This is a genomic window from Solibacillus palustris, from assembly GCF_022549215.1.
GTDB classification, from domain to species: Bacteria; Bacillota; Bacilli; order Bacillales_A; family Planococcaceae; genus Solibacillus; species Solibacillus daqui.
The window spans coordinates 20,547-39,467 of record NZ_JAKZFC010000004.1 but is presented as its reverse complement, the minus strand read 5'-3'; the positions used below and the strand labels follow the sequence as shown (position 1 = coordinate 39,467).

Here is an 18,921-nt window from a genome sequence, read left to right as displayed (position 1 = left end):
CTTAGCGATAGTTCGTTTTCATAATCGTTTTGCCGTCTACAATTGTCGTCGTTACAACAGGGTAACCATCTTCCATTTGCTCAATTATTAGTAAATCGGCTTTTTTACCCACTTCAATCGAACCAATTTCATGTGCCATATTGACCGCACGTGCTGGATTAATCGTTACAAGCTGGAAGAGGCTATGCAAATCTTCTTCGTATTTATTCGCTAACTCGAAAATACCGTGTAACATAGCAGGCGGATAGTAATCACTGCAAATAATATCAATGGCACGTGCTTGAATTGCTTCTGCTGCACTTAAATTCCCCGAATGTGAGCCACCAAGTAAAATATTTGGTGCGCCAGCAATTGTTTGCATGCCAATACGCTTCGCCTCTTTTGCTACATCTAACGTAATCGGAAATTCACTAATCGTTGTCCCGTAAGACTGTACAAGTGCAAGCTTTGTTATATCGTCGTCATCATGCGAAGCAACGGCAATATTACGCTCAATTGCTAAACAGCTAATACGCTCAATTTCGTCCAGTGACATTTTTTCCTTTTCTGTCTGCTCTTTAATTAGCGTTGTTGCCTCGCCATCTGTTATATCACGGTAACCGCGCATAATATTTTTATATAATTCTAAATTGCGATATTGTCCTTGCCCTGGTGTATGATCCATGAACGACAAGAGATGTACCTTACCATCTAAAATATTTCGCTCAAGGTTGGGTATTTGATCTAAAGAATCAATTTCAAAGCGTGCATGTAGACGGTGACGTATTAAATGGGGCTCGTCATGTGTCGCATGAATAGCATCAACGCAGCGTTGTACGTTTTCTGGATTACGAATAAGCTTATGCGAATATTTATCGTCACCATAATAAGATAACGAGTGAAAAATCGTTGTAATCCCGTGCGTCATTAAAATACGCTCACTCTCACGTAAACCAAGATTGACATCCATCATTGACGTCGGACGTGGGCTAACAATTGTCTCAATATAATCAGAATGAATATCGACAAAGCCTGGTGAAATATAGCCACCTTGTGCATCAACAACCTCATAATTTGCTAGATTTACTAAAGACTCTGGCAAAATCCCCTCAATCGTCGTACCGTTCACTAATACTACGTGTCCGTGCAAAAATTGTTGTTCTGTTACGATGACACCATTTTTAATTGCTAACATGGAACTACCTCCTTAAAGTAATGAGTACACAAGCTGCTGCGTAAATTTATGTTGCGGGTCTTCTAATACTTGATCCGTTAAGCCGTGCTCAATAATTTGACCGTTTAGCATAACAATTGTGCGGTCTGCTAACATACGAATTACAGCTAAATCATGCGATACGACAATCATCGAAATTTGCAGCTCGCGTTGTATTTGCTTAATTAAATCCAACACATCTGCCTGTACAGACAAATCAAGCCCCGTCGTTACTTCATCAAGTAATAAAACAGGTGGATTATTGGATAACGCTTTGGCAATTTGTACACGCTGCTGCATACCACCAGAGAAATTTTTCGGCGCTTCTTTACTACGATGCAAAGGAATATTGACACGCTCTAAAAGCTCATAACTACGGTTTTCCATTTGACGCACATGACGATTGCCCGCCGCGATTTGCTTTTCAGCAATATTACTTAACGAAGAAAAATTCATCTTTAAGCCAAGCATTGGATTTTGATAAACCATCCCTAAAATATCATTGCGAATGGCACGCTTCATTTGGTTTGATTCTGTGAAAATATTCGTTTCACCATTTTCATAATCGGCTAAATACCCTTCTCCAGACGTGATTGTTTCATCGAAGTATAAGCTTTTCATCAGTGTTGATTTTCCACTACCACTTTCACCGACAATACCTAAAATTTCACCACGATATAAATCAAATGATACATCGCGACACGCATATATCGTTTTACATACTGGACAGTAGTTTTTTTCAAGCTGTGTCTGCGTGTCAACACAATGCTCACAGCCTTCACCGTATTGCTTTGATAAATTTCGCACTGTTAATACTGGTTGCTCTAGCATTATTTTGTCGCCGCCTTTTGCTGTAAAATTTCATCCATATAGCTTGTATCATTTGTCATATAGTACTTCTCACCTGTCACTTCATTTGTCAGCTCATCAAGGAATACATTCTTTAAGCCCGTTTCACGACATGCCTTTCCTACAAACTGCTCTACGACAAATGGATAATCGTCAAATGCTAATGAAACAACATGCGTATGTGGTGGCACTGCATAAATTTTCTTTTCACGGCCCGCACCGAATAAAATAAGTGCGTCACTATTATTAATTTTTGGATTGTCAAAGCGCGGGATTGGACTTGGATTCATTACATAACGGCCATTTACCATTACTGGATAATCCGCCCCTTGCGATGTTTGGTTGTAACGCATAATTTGCTCAAATAGCATTAAATATGCACCGCTATATTCCTTCTCCGCATGATAGCGTTTTGTTTTATATTCACTATGCTCAATTTGTCGAAGTGGTTCTGGCTCTGGCACTTGTAGTACTAAAATTTGATCTGCACGTAACGGTACTTCAGGAATACGATGTCGCGATTGGATCAATGTTGCCTCTTGCGTACGAATTGTCGTGTCCACACCTGTTGTATTTTGTACCAACTTTTTAATATTCACCGCATTGACGGAATCATCTGAGCCTTGGTCGATTACTTTCAGCACATCCTCTTTACCGATTAATGCTAGTGTTACTTGTAGCCCACCTGTTCCCCAACCGCGTGCAATTGGTAGCTCTCGTGAAGCGAATGGCACCTGATAGCCTGGGATCGAAATTCCCTTCAACACTGCACGTCGAATTTCACGCTTTGATTGCTCATCTAATAATGCAAATGGAACACTCATCATTGCTCCTCCTTTTTAATGCTACGAATTTGCTCAAGCTTCGATTGGAACGTTACATAATGCGGCATCTTCAAGTGTGAAATGAAGCCGGTAGATTCGATAATATCAACATGACGTAGTACAAATTCCTCATCATGAATTGGCGTATCTCCTCCTACTTCTAATGCATGGTCAACAATTGACATTGCAATTGCTTTCGTCTCATTTTGCCCGAAGCATGCACCGTAGCCAACATCAAACTCTAGCTCTTGCTTCCCATTCTTTTCAACATTAACTGGGATAAAAGATTCTACCTCAGTAAGCTTAAATGAGCCGATATAATAAGGATCTTCCTCGTCATCAATCACTAGATGAATAGGTTGCCAGCCGACACGTACTTCCCCTACGTTTGGGTGTGATGCGCCGTAACCACGCAAGCCTGCATAGCCTAAAGATGTCACAGTTCCTGTAATACCACGTGTCAATGTTTGCAGACGCTGCGAACGATTTGTCGGAAATTCAAACGCCTCTTTTGTAACATCGCTCGGTTCAGCATTACTTTCTGGAAACTCGCGCAGCAAGCCTTCCTGCCGTAAATAATCCATCACTTTTGGCAAACGCTCTAATGGTAAATTACTCATCTCTGGTAACTCTGCCTGCTCGAAGCCCGCTTTCTTTAAAAGCACATCTGCCTGCGTTTCACCCTCTAAGGTAAAATCTAATAAACGATGGAAATAATCATGCGATGCCCCTAAAATTTGTCCACCTGGAATATCTTTAAAGCTAGCTGAAATACGACGGAGCACGAACATATCGCGCGGATCCGTTACCGTTGAATAATGAATACGTGGTAATGTTGAGCGATGTGCACGTAATAAAAATACTGCTTCTTCAAAATTGCCCTCACTTTGCTTCATTGCTAAAGCCGCCAAACGTTCGCTAAATATGCTACTTTCTGACATAATCTGATCTAAAAAGCCGCGCATTGTTGCGATTAGTGTTTCGATCTGAACATTTTCTCCATGCTTCACACGTTCATAAAATAAATGTTCAAGTGACGCCTCAATTGCTTCTTTTCCGCCACGGACTGCTACATATGCCATCAGTTTGCCACCTCCGTCATAACTGTTGTTCGCGGTATCGCATAGACTTCTTGTTGCTTGTCGATCATGATTAAATCGATACCAAGCGGAAACTCTTTATTACGCTTTGCCCGAATTTCCATAAGTTGCTGAGAAATCCCCACTGCTATATCATATTTTGATTTAATACCTGGCCCTTGTAGCGAAAAATTATTTCTAGATGCATTTGGTGCGACTTCATATAAGATCGTTGCTGATTTTTGTGGGTCAATTAAGTCTCCTGATTTTGCATTATGGAACACGGACTCAACTTGCTGAGCTGTTGCATCATGTGGAATTACAATAAAATCTGCCTCAGCCAAATTTGTTATTTTGGCTCCTGTTAGCATGCGCACATCCTTTTGAAGCTGTTCATTAGTTGAAGCAATATAGAAGCTCACTTCACCATCTAAAAGCGCCATCACGACAGACATCGTTTCATCATATAATCCGTTGATGTTTACCTTTGCTAGCATTGGCATTGGCGCCGTCGTACCTGGACGCGCAAAGCAATCGACTAACTTTCGAAAAATGTCTTGTGTAAAGTGTGTTAAATCCATTATTTTGCCCCCTGCTCTGTAATCATCGTGTCGAATTGAACTTTCGTACGTTCAATCGAGCGTTTTATATGTTGCTGTTGCTCTAATAACCGTTGCTGCAATGTATCAAATGTAGTAGCCCATAATTGTGTCTCCGGTAATTCGCCTGTGTAAGCTGCGTCAATAATAGCTAAGGCCGTCGACAGCTCTGGTTCATTTTCTCGAACAATACCAATGCCATATGCGTTACCAATTTTCACTTTAGTTTCTGTAACAAGTGTCTCTCCAATGTAAAATAATGTGTTTTGTGCAGATTCACGTTGTTTGATCATAACAAGCCCTTGTTTCGGAGCTTGTAGTTCAATGACCTCATATTGTTCTACTATTTGTTGTGCTAAATACTGTGCCTCTTGACGTCCTACTTCGATGAGTAGCTTTGTTCGTTGTGCTCGTTTCACATAACCAGCTCCTTTCAACACCCATAGTAACTTGTTGCCAAGTCATACAGTGTCAAGGTTTCATGAATGTTGTGTAAATTTCCATTTACAAAATTGGCGCCAACTTGCTCGACGTAATGGAAAAGTGCTTATTTCCCAAAAATAAAATCCCATCATTTTGACAGTAGTCAAAGTGATGGGATTTTGTGCACTAGAAAAACACAACTCACGCCAAATAGCGGGAGTTGATCTCTTTTCTTCTTTTTTATATTGCTTGCTACTTCTCTAAAAGTTGGAAGGAAAAACGATCTGTGCGATAAAGTATTTCGGTATACTCAAGTAAAATTTGCTGATCATTCGCCCAATTATCTGACTCAACACGTACTAGAGGAACTAGCATTTCGCAGCCGAGCATAACGCGGTCTAGCTCTGTCGGAAAAGCTACCTCTAGCTGTGAAAAGGAGCTATGAAAATCCGTAAAACCATGTTGCTTATAAAATGCATACATCGAAGAAATGCGGTTGCTGGCCTGCTTAATTTCAGAAAAGTTTTCTACAACGACATAGGAACGATGAATCGCTGCCGGTTCGTCCTCGATAAATCGGAGACGTTCAATTAAATATAATGTATTGGATGCATCGACATATGGCTTGCTATAAATTGAATGCTCAGGTGACACCTGTTCGACTTTTGTCACAATCGACTTATAATGTGCTGTTTGATTCATCATCTTTTCTGTGAAACTTACATCCCCTGTCATGACAACATCCAACTGCTTACGCTGATGCTTCATAAAACGACCAATTCCTTGTCGCGAATATATATAACCCATCTTTTCAAGCAAGTTATAGACGTTTCGTACTTTTATACGTGGTACATTAAATTGCTCTACCAACATATATTCGCTTGGCATTTTTTTATCTTGCTTAAATTGCTCTGTAACAATGCCTTCTAACAAGTAGTCCTTAATTTTCAGCTCCTGTGCATCCAACTTGTTCACCTCTATTAATTTAGTATTTATCCTATAATAACGCATTGAACTAAACGAATTATTAAGGTTGTGATAAGAAATGTAAATATTAACTAACAATAATACTAGAAAATCAAATCACCCTAGAAGATCACTAGCGTTGCATTAAATTATATGGCGGCATGCAGACCATTCGTGGACAAGGTTACGGGATCTAGGGTTTATCAGATGAGTTTCATTAAATGGATCTTTAGCTGAAAAAGGAAAAGTAAAAGTTTGAAATAATTTTCATCAATCGAGAAAGAGCGTTGAATTTTGTCGAATCTGATGATTATTAATAAGGTACAGGATAAGCAGCTACAAGACAGTTTACGTGTACCTTTTCACTATTACTTTCTATTGTTAATAGAACATTGGAATTGATATCTTTTTCATTTAATATTCTTTCAAAGGATTCATAGCCTTCTATTTCTTCACCATCCATCTCCAATATAGTATCTTTAGGTTCAATTCCAGCTGCTGCAGCTACCGAACCTTCTTTTACCTGTAAAACCTTTATGCCCCTATTCCCATCATTTGTTGTGTGTGATATACCAATCCATGTTCTCCAAAACTTTGCACGATTATCAATACCATTTTCATAGACGCTCTTTAAATTTTCTAAAAATTGACTTGTACCAAACAACATATTTTCCTTTGTAGATTGATTCATTTCACTAATAAATGAAGCCTGATATTCAATACTCACCAGAATACCATTTTCAACTTTTTCTAAAGATGTAATGGTCGTAAAATCTCCATCCAGGCTACGAATTACAAAGAATTTCATTGGATCTATTTCTGTGAATATCCCTTCAGAAGTTGCCCCCCAGCCATGATTCATATAACAGTTTCCACCAATGCGAAAATCGATATCAGCATTTTTTGTATACCAATTGTTTAAATGCTCGGGCTTCGTTAAAGCATCCCAAACTTGCTTCAAAGGTGCATGAACAACAATTTTTCTCTTAATAGAATTTTCAATCTTCTTCATCGCTAAACGCTCCTTCTTCAACATAATTTTTTAAACTTAAGAGCCTATCATCAAGCAGTTCTCCAATAAATTGAAGCATCTCCTGGGAGGCAATTTGGAGCATGTTAAGATTTATTGAATAGATACGATACTTTCCATTCATGCTCTCTGAAATAATTTTTTCCTCCAATAAAATACTCAAATGCTTCTTAATGGCTGGTTGAGAGATATCAAATGCCTCAACGATCTCCTTTTGGGTTTTGCTTCCCTCTTTAAGCATACGTAATATACGGCGGCGCGTTGAATCACCTAATGCCCGATAAACATTTGGCATGATCATTCCCTCACTTTATACATATAACCATTTAGTTATATAAAATATAAATTGTAGCAAAAACAATGTCAAGACTTTTCTGAAAATACAAATAAAGACACAGAATCCAACCATAGCTCACGTGCAGCTTGTAATTCAGCTGCTCGGTCATATGGAACACGAACAAATTGAATCGTATTCGTACCAAAAGAACCGTCCAAAATGACATACGTCGCATCGACGAGTTCTATCCCAACGCTGCGTGCGTTACACAAAATCTTCGTAGCATAGCTTCTTAACAGTGTCATATGAATGTCCCCGTAAAACACCATATCCGGTGTTAGGTCTGTGTGCATCTAAAGCGGTGTTTGGTTCTGACGATTTCTCAAAAAAAGGGAAAACGCATCAAATCCTTAAGATGAAAGGGTTTGATGCGCTTTTCGATTTGTTCAAACTGAACCTTGATACATCCTATAGCTGAAACCAGTACAAGAAACAATCTTAGTTCTATTCCTCTTTAGCTTGATCGGCTACTTTATTGATTCTATCTAACATTGGCGGATGGGAGTAGCGAAACCATTTGACAAGTGCTGATGGGTTTACTTCGCCAAGTCCAGCTTTGGTTAACTGTTGAAACGTCGAGACCGCAGCCTCGGGATTTTCTACTAGTTCCATTGCATATTCATCGGCTCGGACCTCTTGATAGCGTGAAACTACATTTGACAATGGGTTTGAGAAGAATAATAGAAAAGATGAAATCAATAAAAACAATGGCAATGAATGAATATTGCTCATTTGTTTAATTTTTAATATCGATCCATAACGACTGATCATCCAAGGCATGATTTTTGCAATTAACCATAGTCCAATGAGCGTCATCAACAAGTATACTGTGATGTTTAGGTAAATATCCTTTTTCACGTAGTGGCCCATCTCATGAGCCATTATAAAGAGTATTTCTTCATCCGTTAATCGGTTTAATGTCGTATCCCACAGCACAATCCTAGAATTTTCACCAATCCCTGTCACATAGGCATTAAAAGCATTCGTCTTCTCCGACATATTCACTTCATACACATGCTCTGAAGGAATATCCGCTTGCTCTGCGAGTGAAAGAATCTTCGTCTCTAATACCTTATCTTTTAGTGGAGAAAAATCATTGTATATTGGGTCGATCACGACTGGTTGGATGAACAGAAGGAAAATTGAAAATGGAACAGTTAATGCCCATGCATATAACCACCATCTCTTCATACTTTTTTTGATGAGCCAATAGAGAACCGTTACGATGATAACCGACATCCCAAAATCCAACCAAAAATCAATCACATTATCCCTCATCCATGAGGAAAAAAGCTGCGTACTTATACCATAGCTTTTGCTTAACGTATACTGGTAATAGTCTAGCGGTAATTGGAGGATGAACAATAGAAAGGATAGCAAAAATATATACATTGCATTTCTCCAAATGGCCCATTTTTGTTGTTCGGGGCTCCATCTTTCGAATAAACGTGAGATACCCGTACTCATAATAACAATGTAAAGCAACCATTCAAACGGCGTTGCTATAAAAAATAGGAAATTTCTTATTTTTGATAAATCCTCACTTAACACCAATTCCTGCGCTGTTAGAAAAGTACTTGGATCCGCTGCCGTTCCTTTAAGAGTGGCTGGTATCCCGCTATTTTGGCTATAAAAAAAATAGAAATACATCGCCACAACATACAAACCAAATGTTAGTACAGCTATTAAACCCCATTTTTTCTTCATTTCTTCTCCACCTCAATTCATTCGATTACCCTATCATATTATTGAAAGGTGGAAACTATTTTCAAAGTTTTTAACTTGATTCAGTAGAAGTCCCCCTAGGGGAACTCAGGCTAAGAACGCCGCGTCGTGCGGCAACGCCTGAGTGACCAACATCGTGTTGGCCCAAGCCCGGGCGGATGTCACAGATTTTTTAGAGGAGTTTTAAAGAGGATGTCAGCCTAAAGTCGTCACATCGTGTGACAACGGCTGACTGATCCACGTCATGTGGCCCAGAACTTGAAAAAAATCTGGACGAAAGTTAGCAGAGGCGCAATTGATTTTCCTTTTTCTGTCGGTTCTATACGCTCCGAAATCATCATAAATTGAAAAAAAATTCACTCAATCTTATATTTGAGTTTACAAGGAGCGTATCGAAATGATTGCAATTCATTATTTTGAAAAAAACACATCTGTACTTAGTCAATGTTTACAACGTATACCAGAAGTCGATGAAAGCATTAGAATTAAAGGCCGTAATGGGAAAGTTATAAATGTCATTCAAATTGAAGAGAACAAATATCACGTCCATGTAATCTTAGAAAAATTAATTAAGAAGGAACTATTACTAAAAGACGATAAAAAGAAAAGACGTTAGTGTGTAGGAGGAAAGCGCAAACATTCCATTTTGAATCATAAAAAGTAAAATTTAGTAGTTTTCTATGTACCTCTTCCACCTTACATGCTATGATGATATATAAGAACAAGTTATTTTGTAACTTATCACGGTCTTGTAGCTCAGTTGGGAGAGCACCACCTCGACAAGGTGGGGGTCGCAAGTTCGAGACTTGTCGGGACCATCATTTAAAGTGCCTGAAAACGTTGTTATATCAACGTTTTCAGGTTTTTCTTTTTTAATGACTTATTATCTTACATCTCTATTTTAGGATTTGTCCGCAATTTGTCCGCAAGATTTTTTCCAATTATTTAGTGTTAGTTTGGATGGCTTTGTGAAAAATGTCTGCAATGTCATTATCTGCATTCGGCAATAAATGTGCATAAAACTCTAACGTAATTTTAGGGTTGGCATGACCTAATCGCCTCGAAATTTTTACGATATCCACACCTTCTGAAATTAAAATTGATGCATGCGTGTGCCGAATGTCATGAAAACGAATGTTTGGTACCTTCGTGCTTTTAACAAGGCGCTTCATGACACGCACAACATTTCGTGGATCTTGTAAGGTCCCGGTATTGGTACATATGACTAAGTCGTTATCTTCATATAGCTCCCCTACTAATCCCTTCCACTCTTCTTGGCGTTGTTTATGCATGCGTAATTCATGTAGTACAAATTCTGGAATCGGGATTTGTCGTCTCGAGTTTTTCGTTTTCAATGTCGTCAATAGATAACCACTTTTCGAGACATGCGCTAACGATCTACTTACGTGAATCATCTTTTTATCAAAATCAATGTCACGCCACTGTAAGCCTAAAATTTCTCCTCTTCGCATGCCAGTATAAATCGCAAGTAAAAAGGTTAAATAGTGTCTCTCCCCTTTACAATGTTGAAGAAATTCGTGAATCGCATCGAGTGACCAGATGGACATCTCTTCATACTTCACAGAAGGTGGATCGGCATCAGCTACTGGGTTAACCGCAATCTTCTTCCATTTAACGGCTTGTCCGAATGCCTGATTTAAAAGTTGATGCATCTTTCGAATATAGCTGGTACTATAATTCTCTTTTAATTTTAGGCTATAGAAAAGGTCAATATCAGCAGTCGTTACCTTGGCAATTTCTTTCGTTGCAAATGGATTTTCAGCTAAGATATGTTTCTCTATGATGTACTGACTATTTGTTGCAGATGTTTGTTTAATTCGATTTTTGTAATGGTTTTCAAACCAATTGACAATATACTCCGAGAAGATCTCTTTGCTGAGAACTATAAATCGATTTTCGTCTAACAGCAATTCAATCTTCCGCGCAGCTGCCTCGGCATCCTTCTTTTTAATAAATCCGCCTTTGCTTATTTGCTTACGTTTCCCAGTTAACGGGTCATGACCAATATCAATTGCATACGAATAAGTTTTACCTCTTTTTCTGATGTGCGCCAATTAGTACATACCTCCAAATCATTTTTGCACAACAAAAAGTAAACAAGTGGTCTGATACTCAGTCTGACCACTCGTTCAAACTTTTATAATGGCAGCGAGTTATTAGCGATTACTTAACCATAAAAAGAACTCATCTCTTAGCACTCTTTTGCACCTTCCTATTTTTATTAGTGGAAAGTCATGTCTATTCATGAGTTCATAAGCAGTTGGTTTGGAAATTTTTAATATTTCACTAATTTCAATGGCGGTTAAGACAATAGGATACAAGTCGATTTCAGATTGCTTCATACAATTTTTCACACGTCACTTTGTCTTTTTTAAACATTTTGAGTCATTGATTTTTAGGCTTTCATTTTTCTCTTTTGAATAGACTTTGTTCTCATTAACCTCATTCTTAATTTTTAGTTCTTCCTCCCACAACTTCAAAATTGCCATTGCTTTTTGCTGTTTACTTTTTGACTTTCCTAAATCTTTTTTAACCAAAATAAACCCTCCTAAGTTTTTCTCTTAAGAGGGTTTCTAAAAAAAAACATTATTTTCATTTGGCCAATATTTTGGCCAAGAAGTTTTGCTGTGGAAATTCTTATTCTAACCTTGTATTTTTATTTGTGCTATTTTCTAAAACAACATTATTACGTCCCTGGAGGGATTTACTGTCAAACATTTAATCAATCTGAAATTTGTAAATCTTTATTGTGTTCCCTTCGAAAATTCTAGGAGGATTTAATAAATAGGGCATGATCGTATTCTGTAATGTATTTTGAGTTTCAGAAGAATCTACTTCCTTAATCTTAAAATCATTAGTATTAAATCCATTTATAGATGTACCCAATTCTAAACTGAGTTCATCTCCAATTATATATCTGTCATGCATAGGTGTCTTTGCATTTGGAGCTGACAATGTTATAAAACTTATAGATGGGGGTGCCTGATTACTCAGCTCTTTCCACTTGTTTATATATGCATTTTGAATTTCCTCTTTAGGTTCATCCTTGGCTGCAGAAATAATAGTAATATTATCTTTTAGGAAAATCTTTAAAAATATATGAAGCTCATCAAGTGAGAAGTATGGTTCGAATATAGTTAAGGACTCTTTTGCATTGTTATTAATCCACTCTATAAGATACCTTAGGGCCTCATTTCCTTCACCGTATCGTATATGTTTGATTTGTTTATCATCATATAATGAATAAAGATTATTTACTGATGCGTTTTTATTCCCATTATTAACAATGTAAGCATCCATACCTATAATAAAATCTAAGATATGTTGAATTATGCTAAATTGATCATTTAGTTTAGATACACCATTTGTCTCTGCTCTGGATTTATTAATATTTTCGATATACCATTCCAATGCTAAGAAGATGATATCAAGTTCTAGAACTTTTAAGGTATTTAAAGTTTCCATAATTAAGGTTTCATCGTATAGATGACCTCGCCCAGAGTTTAAGGACTTTAAAGTTTTAATATAAAATGCTTTTAAAGAAGGTCCAGTTACATTTTTAGCTTCTTTGATTTTAGAAGGGGTACTATGGAAGTTCATCGTTTGTAATGTTCTTTTAATTTCAATTTTTTCATTAGGTGAGTCGAAGCCTTTACTCAGAGACTGTGCAAATTCTGGATGTATTTTGTGAGAAAGTTCAATTAAATTTTCTAAATCTTTGTTATTATAGTCGCCTTTAGTAATTTTTTGATAGTGGAGCATCTCTAAAATTTTCATGATAGCTTGTCTTGCAGAATTATTTAAGCCTAACTGATAATATGTTTCAGCTATAAGTTCTGCTCTATCGATTTTATCCGTATAGTTTAAAATCTTTTCTAATTCTTTTTCTGCCTCACTTAGAATTAACTCTGATAAGTTGGAATCTTCACGATAACAAAACTTCGCAATATAGGTATATACGAAGATTCTATCAGCTATGTTATTTATGCTTTTGGCTTCATTAAAAAGTTCATTTGGTATAGGGAGTTTTTTTCTAACTCCTTCGTTTTTTAGACGTAATCCTCTAAATTTACTAAATCTAGCTTTAGATAGAATAAGATATCCATTATGTTGAATATTGACTGAATCAGGGAATATTTCTGCTATTTGATTAATTAAACTGTTATAGAAATTTGAAATCTCAACTTCTCTGATTGAATATTCGCTTCTTGTAATAGAATTTTCAAGAACTTGTGCAAAAATATTCAGTGCTAAAGAAATATTAGAGTCAATTTTTAAATGACCAATTAAAGTCTCAATCTTTTTTGCTGTTTCAAAATTTATATGCACGGCTAGGCTTTCTAAATCATTTATATCGGTAGCTAATTTCTTTGAACTTAAATAAATAATATTATTTAGGATACTTGTCTCTTTATATTCTCTATATGTTACTTTTTCAAGTAATTCAAAGTATAGATTTTCATTTTTAAAATATAATAAAACACTATTTTCCCGCATTAAATCAAATAAAATAGCTGTGTTTTCCGAGTAATTAGTAAATATATCAAAATATTTTTTAGCAAACAAATTAAGCAGTTCGTGTTTATTAGTTTTAATTAGCATTATTCCAAGCTCATTTAATAGCATTGCTTTATCTACTATAAAATTAGCTTTTTCTATATGAGACAGTATAGATTTTATATAAAATTCAAGTTGTTGATTTTTTGTTAGTTCTGGAATCATTTTAATTAGGATCGAAATAAAGTGTGTATGCATTACTGATAACCTAGAATCGGTAAATATGCTAGAATCTTGAGCTAGCAATGTATCATAAATTTTATTAGCTTTTTCTACTGAATCAGTGCTTATATTTTTTATGATATAGTATAGAATTTTATTTCTATCTTGATGAACAGAAAGATTCTCGATGGCAATATTCATTTGATCATATATTTCTTCCTGTAAATCAAGAAAATTTCTAGATAAATTATAGAGCATGGAGAATGATATTACTTTTGATTGTGTCAGCTTTATTTTTAATACTACTGACTTCAATCTTGAAATTTCATCCCTAGAAAGAATATACTCATCTTCTTGTAAAGTTTGTAAAAGCCTAAATACCAAAAAGTCTTGATTTCCAGGATCTCTAAATAATTGGAAAATTTTTATTAAATGTTCAAGTTTGAATTGATTAGTTTCAACTATCCCCTTTAGGATATGTTGGTAAATTCTAAATCTATTTTTTTCTGTATTAATTTTATTAAAATATATAAAAGTTAAGTTTAGTTCACATTTAGATAACTCGTAAAAAATTTCTGATGTAATAGAATAATGATCAGCAGCGTTGATAATCAATTTATTGAAACTTGAATTAAAATCGTTTTTCAGCATGTTGTAATACTCTATATTTTCTTCACCTAGGATATTTAAAGTTTCTTGAAGTAATATAACCAAGCCCAAGCATTTTGTATCTAGCTCTTCTATAGAATTAACATAATTAATTAACTCAAGAAATTGATTTTGAGCCGAACTTTTATTAATATAAGTTTCAATTTTAGAGACAATTATAGAGAATTTAATATTCTCTTTTTTAATTCCTACAGTTAATTTTTCTTTAGCATCCTTCGCCTTTACTAATATTATTTTTACATGCTCTTTATCATTATTATCTATATTCTCAATCAAAGACTCTATTAATATCCTTAAATCTCGAATGCTTAAAGAATGATCTATATTATTAATAAATAAATCTAGAGTAAATTCAATGGCCTCAAGAATTTGTTCGTTATTTTTATGATTAATAGACCAGTTGATTAAATAAAACATTTTTGCAGAGGTATCTGTGATTTGCAGAATACGTTCTTTTACATGATCAAAACTTTCAATACTCGAAGTGGTTATAAAATTTAAGTAATTTTTAATTTCACTATTATCAATGGAAGTAGTTATTTCTTCAATTCCACTTTCTTCTGAAATTTCATCCCCTAGTTTTAAAAATAATTTTAAAAGCATATAATCTAGTAGTTTTTCTTTAGAAATATCGGCAGAACTTTTTTCAACTATTTTTTTAATTATATCTAAGGATAGATTCATATCGGCAGGAAATAGATTAGTGCTTATACTAGTAAGTTTATCAATTAGTTCTTTATTAAATTCTGTAAATAATTTTGTTTTATCTAAATAGTCGTTTATTTCTTGGATAATAGCGTTGGGTACAGGTTCATTTATTTTAGTATATTCTCTACAAATTACGGACAGTAAATAAGCTCGATCCTCGTTTAGAGAGCACATATAAGTAGTTTTTATAGCCTCATCAAACTTTCTAAGAGTTAGTAAAGTTCTTATTTCATGCTCTAAAGTTGGGGGTGTCCCTTTAATCTCATTTAATATGCCTGTAATTATTGTAGCTTTTTGATAGGTTGCCCAATCTTGTTCTCTAAAGCTCATTTTAGACAAAAGTTTTAAGCTATTATTTATATTTTGAGTATCATTGAACTCTTGTATGTTGTATTGAATTGTTTGTATCGACATTAAATCTCTCAGTTTTGAATAATTGTTATTTTCAAGATATAAGTCTGATAGCATAGAAATAGTTTTAACGTCCATTAAATCTTGCTTTTCATAAAAATTTATTAAGAATTCATTGGCAAATAATTCACGTTCTACTAATTTATGTTTTAAGTACTCATAATAAATATTTGGAATAGAAATATATTCATCTTCTAATCGAATAAAATCATTTTCAGAGTTCATTTCATAAATATCTTCAATAGATACAGGTAAGAAATCACATAAAGTGTTTAGTTTCAATTTTTCTTTAGAGAAAGTTAATATTGCTAGTAAATCAAGTTCATACGTATTAGAGCGATGTTCAATTTTGCACCACAAGCTATCTGTATATTCAGAAAAATCCTTAGGTATCCCTTCACTAAAACCTTTACGAATAATATCTGGGTCATTTTCAGCCTTAATACTTAATTCATTTATATATGCTGGTAAGCCATCACAAAATTCATGAATGTTATTAATCAATGCTTTATCATATATAATGTCCTTTAAAATATACTCGGTTTCAGCAGCTGAAAAATTAAATACTGTGACGGGTAAATAATTAAAATTTAAGTTAATTGGATAATTAGTTTCAAAACTAATGATTATATAAACCCCATTAAAATCTCCAGGTGGAATTAAACTTATTAATTCTGTAGCCACATCTGGACTTAGTTTATCAATACCGTCGAATATAATATAATACTTAGAGGATTCTTTTCTAGCCTTATTACATAAATCTAGATAAATTTTTCTAAATGCATCATTAATTCGGTCTGCATTAAAATAATCTAAATCGTTATTACTTATTTTTTCCTGTACTTTAACACTGCACATAGGTAAGAGCTGCTTACATATATCTCCAAGAATATAGTCGATTCTATCTTTGTAGCTATCGTTTTGTACAAAATATATACCAGTACGGTGGATATTTTGATGATAAAATTGCTTTAAAACTGTTGTTTTGCCAGAAAATTTATCTCCTAATAGAACAATTGCTGTATTTTTATCGTTAAGGTTTGAAGAAATATTCCTTAATATACTGTCTCTCGTATATTCTTTTTCAATACTATAAGGTAGTGTTGCAGGGGGCTCCATATTTATAACGTTGGGTAATAAAACGACATTTTTCATATACTCAGCTCCTAATCTTCTTATTGGAAATATTATACTATAATTCGACAAAAAAATAACGAAATACAGTTGGATTTTATAATATTATCAATTATTAATCGGTATATAGCTAATTTATAAACAAGATCTGTTTTTTTATTGTAGCTGTAAGCGTCGTTGGGTAACTATTCCCTTAACGTTTGAACCAAATAAAAACGTTGATTTCTCAAAGTTTAAATAGTATTTATAAATTACACAGTGTTATACTCCTCAAAACAAGTCATCATTTTCTTTCACCCATTTACAAAACAAAAAAGCTGACAGCCTTGTGCATAGTCAGCTTAATAAGCTTATTTAACGCAATTCAAAATGTCTTTAGCTAACAATTTTGAGCCTGCTCCCCCTTTTAAATATTTTAAATCGCCGATAGAAAGCCTGTCTATATTGCTTAGAGGAAGAACTAAATGCCAAGAAATTAGCAGAACAACAAGCAGACGAACAGAGACAAAAAGATTTTGAAGCAGAACAAGAAAATAAAGAATGGGAAGAAAAAAATACTGACCATGGTTGGTAAAGTCTTCGGAGGTCTAAAAATGTCGTTCTACTTAACAATAGTTATTAGAAAATTTTTATTTACTTGCTTGACATTAACTCAACGCCTCGCCATCATAGAACTGCGGCTTGGACGCAGTTCGCCTACCTACATGCCGACAAGTACGTATTTCAACGTAATTAATCGGTCATGTAAGCTCGGCAAACGCAAGTACATGGATCAGTATAGATATCTACTCAACGTATCTACTAATCTATTACTGCCCTCGCTAGTTAAGCAAAACTTCGATTTGTCTTATAGTGCTTTGTATGATAGGTTCCACGCGCTCCGTAAAGCGCCAGTTCGTCCACTCCGATCCCGTTCGTCGATCTCACCATTTGGACATCAAGCGCATATACGGCGAAGCTTATAGCGATGTCTTAACGATAATTATTGCAACGGTCATCATACAAACCGGTCAAAGTTAGATTAACGACGTATTACTAGGTCCACGTCGCTACGTCTAAAAAAGGGTGCATTTACCGCTTTCAGAATCTCCAACACGGCAACTTCTACGCAAGTAGTATACCTATTTGCAATTTGCGTAATAATAATATGCTGATTATAGAAATACAGGCGATTGAGAACTACCTACACGTCACTACTCAGCAATTATCCCGAAATTTATATTTTAGAAGGGCTTCTTATTAAATAAACTGTTATTATATTCTTTCAATGTATCTTTCATTAATAATAAATTCTCGAACAATAGTTCGTTCCTTAAATAAGAAATATCAGGATTAATACTATCGTCTAAAATTACTAAAAAAACTAATTTTTTATTTTCCCGTAGAAATCCATCTCGAATATAAACTTTACAATGAACTTTTAATAATTTTTTTAGTTTTAAAATTTTTGAGTATTCTATATCAGATTCATTTTCAATGTGAATTTCGATCGTAAAATGCTTTTCCCTTATATCTATTCGCGTCTTTAAATCTTCCCCGAACTCAAAAAAATCTTCTTTTTTAATTTTAATACCCGAAATTTTCCTTTCGTTCCCTGTTAAGTTTTTTGATATCATAAGTAACTCTACTACTAAATCTTTAAATTTGTATAATTTAATTTTTTCTCTATCATATTCATCAAATGATCCTGTCATTTTATATAGTACTACAGGGTCTATAAGGTATCTAAATGGTATATCCAAAATAATTGACAAATCATAATATAATTCAGCATTATATGTCCTTTTTTTATTTAAGTTGCTACTTATTGATTCATCTAAATAATCATTAATAAAATCACCAATTGTTGTCTTTGAATTATAAGTTTGACTCAAAGAATAACTTAAATCAACAATCTGTCTATTATTTAAATCAAAAATGGCTTTCATCGCCATGCAACGTACTCCAATTGATATCTTAGAAAGAAACAAGTTAAACATAATCGGATTATTTAATATAAATTTAACTTCGTTCAAAATAACTTTTTGATTTATTCCTCTTTTTTTGAAATATCCCTCAAAATCTATTTCACCTTTTATTAATTCCACTATCATTATTAGATAGTCAGCATAATGTTTTGTTAGCTTTTGCATCTTAAATCATCACCTGATACAGATACTAAAGTAACGAAACTTCACAGTAATTCTTGGCCGATATTTCGGCCAAGAATATAAGTTTTTCAACTTAAACCAATAC

The 18,921-nt window shown here is 34.6% G+C and carries 17 protein-coding genes and 1 tRNA gene; 2 read left to right on the top strand and 16 right to left on the bottom strand.

What is annotated here, in order from left to right; all coding sequences use genetic code 11:
• Position 1: 1 nt before the first annotated feature.
• The 11 genes from phnM to LZ480_RS11485 all read right to left on the bottom strand — a co-directional run bounded on the left by phnM (position 2) and on the right by LZ480_RS11485 (position 9,006).
• Positions 2-1,174 carry a phosphonate metabolism protein PhnM gene (gene phnM, locus LZ480_RS11535; RefSeq protein ID WP_241369594.1) on the bottom strand — a complete coding sequence of 391 codons (1,173 nt, stop codon included), beginning with the start codon at positions 1,172-1,174 and terminating at the stop codon, positions 2-4.
• Positions 1,175-1,186: 12 nt separating this feature from the next.
• The gene (locus tag LZ480_RS11530; protein WP_241369593.1) at positions 1,187-2,023 is read right to left on the bottom strand and encodes an ATP-binding cassette domain-containing protein; all 837 of its coding nucleotides are present in this window, start codon (positions 2,021-2,023) and stop codon (positions 1,187-1,189) included.
• The gene (locus tag LZ480_RS11525; protein WP_241369592.1) at positions 2,023-2,868 is read right to left on the bottom strand and encodes an alpha-D-ribose 1-methylphosphonate 5-phosphate C-P-lyase PhnJ; all 846 of its coding nucleotides are present in this window, start codon (positions 2,866-2,868) and stop codon (positions 2,023-2,025) included. The genes LZ480_RS11530 and LZ480_RS11525 overlap by 1 nt, the downstream gene beginning before the upstream one ends.
• The gene (locus LZ480_RS11520) at positions 2,865-3,947 is read right to left on the bottom strand and encodes a carbon-phosphorus lyase complex subunit PhnI (protein WP_241369591.1); all 1,083 of its coding nucleotides are present in this window, start codon (positions 3,945-3,947) and stop codon (positions 2,865-2,867) included. Before LZ480_RS11520 ends, LZ480_RS11525 begins: the two co-directional genes overlap by 4 nt.
• Positions 3,947-4,525 carry a phosphonate C-P lyase system protein PhnH gene (phnH, locus tag LZ480_RS11515; protein WP_241369590.1) on the bottom strand — a complete coding sequence of 193 codons (579 nt, stop codon included), beginning with the start codon at positions 4,523-4,525 and terminating at the stop codon, positions 3,947-3,949. The genes LZ480_RS11520 and phnH overlap by 1 nt, the downstream gene beginning before the upstream one ends.
• The gene (gene phnG, locus LZ480_RS11510) at positions 4,525-4,962 is read right to left on the bottom strand and encodes a phosphonate C-P lyase system protein PhnG (RefSeq protein WP_241369589.1); all 438 of its coding nucleotides are present in this window, start codon (positions 4,960-4,962) and stop codon (positions 4,525-4,527) included. The genes phnH and phnG overlap by 1 nt, the downstream gene beginning before the upstream one ends.
• Positions 4,963-5,218: 256 nt before the next feature.
• Positions 5,219-5,932: a GntR family transcriptional regulator gene (locus LZ480_RS11505; protein WP_241369588.1), complete on the bottom strand. Its 714-nt coding sequence runs from the start codon at positions 5,930-5,932 to the stop codon at positions 5,219-5,221.
• Between the two features lie 313 nt (positions 5,933-6,245).
• A complete protein-coding gene (locus LZ480_RS11500; protein WP_241369587.1) occupies positions 6,246-6,944 on the bottom strand; it encodes an SRPBCC domain-containing protein in 699 nt (232 codons plus the stop codon).
• The gene (locus LZ480_RS11495; protein ID WP_241369586.1) at positions 6,931-7,257 is read right to left on the bottom strand and encodes a metalloregulator ArsR/SmtB family transcription factor; all 327 of its coding nucleotides are present in this window, start codon (positions 7,255-7,257) and stop codon (positions 6,931-6,933) included. The genes LZ480_RS11500 and LZ480_RS11495 overlap by 14 nt, the downstream gene beginning before the upstream one ends.
• Positions 7,258-7,325: 68 nt before the next feature.
• Positions 7,326-7,544, bottom strand: a complete 219-nt coding sequence (locus LZ480_RS11490; RefSeq protein WP_241369585.1) for a hypothetical protein — start codon at positions 7,542-7,544, stop codon at positions 7,326-7,328.
• 199 nt (positions 7,545-7,743) lie between these two features.
• Positions 7,744-9,006 carry a M48 family metallopeptidase gene (locus tag LZ480_RS11485; RefSeq protein ID WP_241369584.1) on the bottom strand — a complete coding sequence of 421 codons (1,263 nt, stop codon included), beginning with the start codon at positions 9,004-9,006 and terminating at the stop codon, positions 7,744-7,746.
• A gap of 415 nt (positions 9,007-9,421) precedes the next feature.
• Between LZ480_RS11485 and LZ480_RS11480 the strand changes: the two genes are divergently transcribed.
• Both LZ480_RS11480 and LZ480_RS11475 read left to right on the top strand, forming a co-directional pair.
• Complete coding sequence (locus tag LZ480_RS11480; protein ID WP_241369583.1) at positions 9,422-9,640, top strand: hypothetical protein; 219 nt, start codon at positions 9,422-9,424, stop codon at positions 9,638-9,640.
• Positions 9,641-9,769: 129 nt separating this feature from the next.
• Positions 9,770-9,842, top strand: a tRNA-Val gene (locus LZ480_RS11475).
• A 123-nt stretch (positions 9,843-9,965) separates the two neighbouring features.
• On the opposite strand, the gene LZ480_RS11470 is transcribed toward LZ480_RS11475, so the two are convergent.
• The 5 genes from LZ480_RS11470 to LZ480_RS11450 form a co-directional block, all read right to left on the bottom strand.
• Positions 9,966-11,099 (bottom strand): site-specific integrase, encoded by a 1,134-nt coding sequence (locus tag LZ480_RS11470; protein WP_241369582.1) that lies wholly within the window; start codon positions 11,097-11,099, stop codon positions 9,966-9,968.
• A 102-nt stretch (positions 11,100-11,201) separates the two neighbouring features.
• Positions 11,202-11,387 (bottom strand): helix-turn-helix domain-containing protein, encoded by a 186-nt coding sequence (locus LZ480_RS11465; RefSeq protein ID WP_241369581.1) that lies wholly within the window; start codon positions 11,385-11,387, stop codon positions 11,202-11,204.
• 15 nt (positions 11,388-11,402) lie between these two features.
• Complete coding sequence (locus tag LZ480_RS11460) at positions 11,403-11,582, bottom strand: hypothetical protein (protein ID WP_241369580.1); 180 nt, start codon at positions 11,580-11,582, stop codon at positions 11,403-11,405.
• Positions 11,583-11,763: 181 nt separating this feature from the next.
• Positions 11,764-16,707, bottom strand: coding sequence for a hypothetical protein (locus LZ480_RS11455; protein WP_241369579.1), 4,944 nt, complete (start codon positions 16,705-16,707; stop codon positions 11,764-11,766).
• 1,202 nt (positions 16,708-17,909) lie between these two features.
• Positions 17,910-18,818, bottom strand: coding sequence for a hypothetical protein (locus LZ480_RS11450; RefSeq protein ID WP_241369578.1), 909 nt, complete (start codon positions 18,816-18,818; stop codon positions 17,910-17,912).
• Positions 18,819-18,921 lie beyond the last annotated feature (103 nt).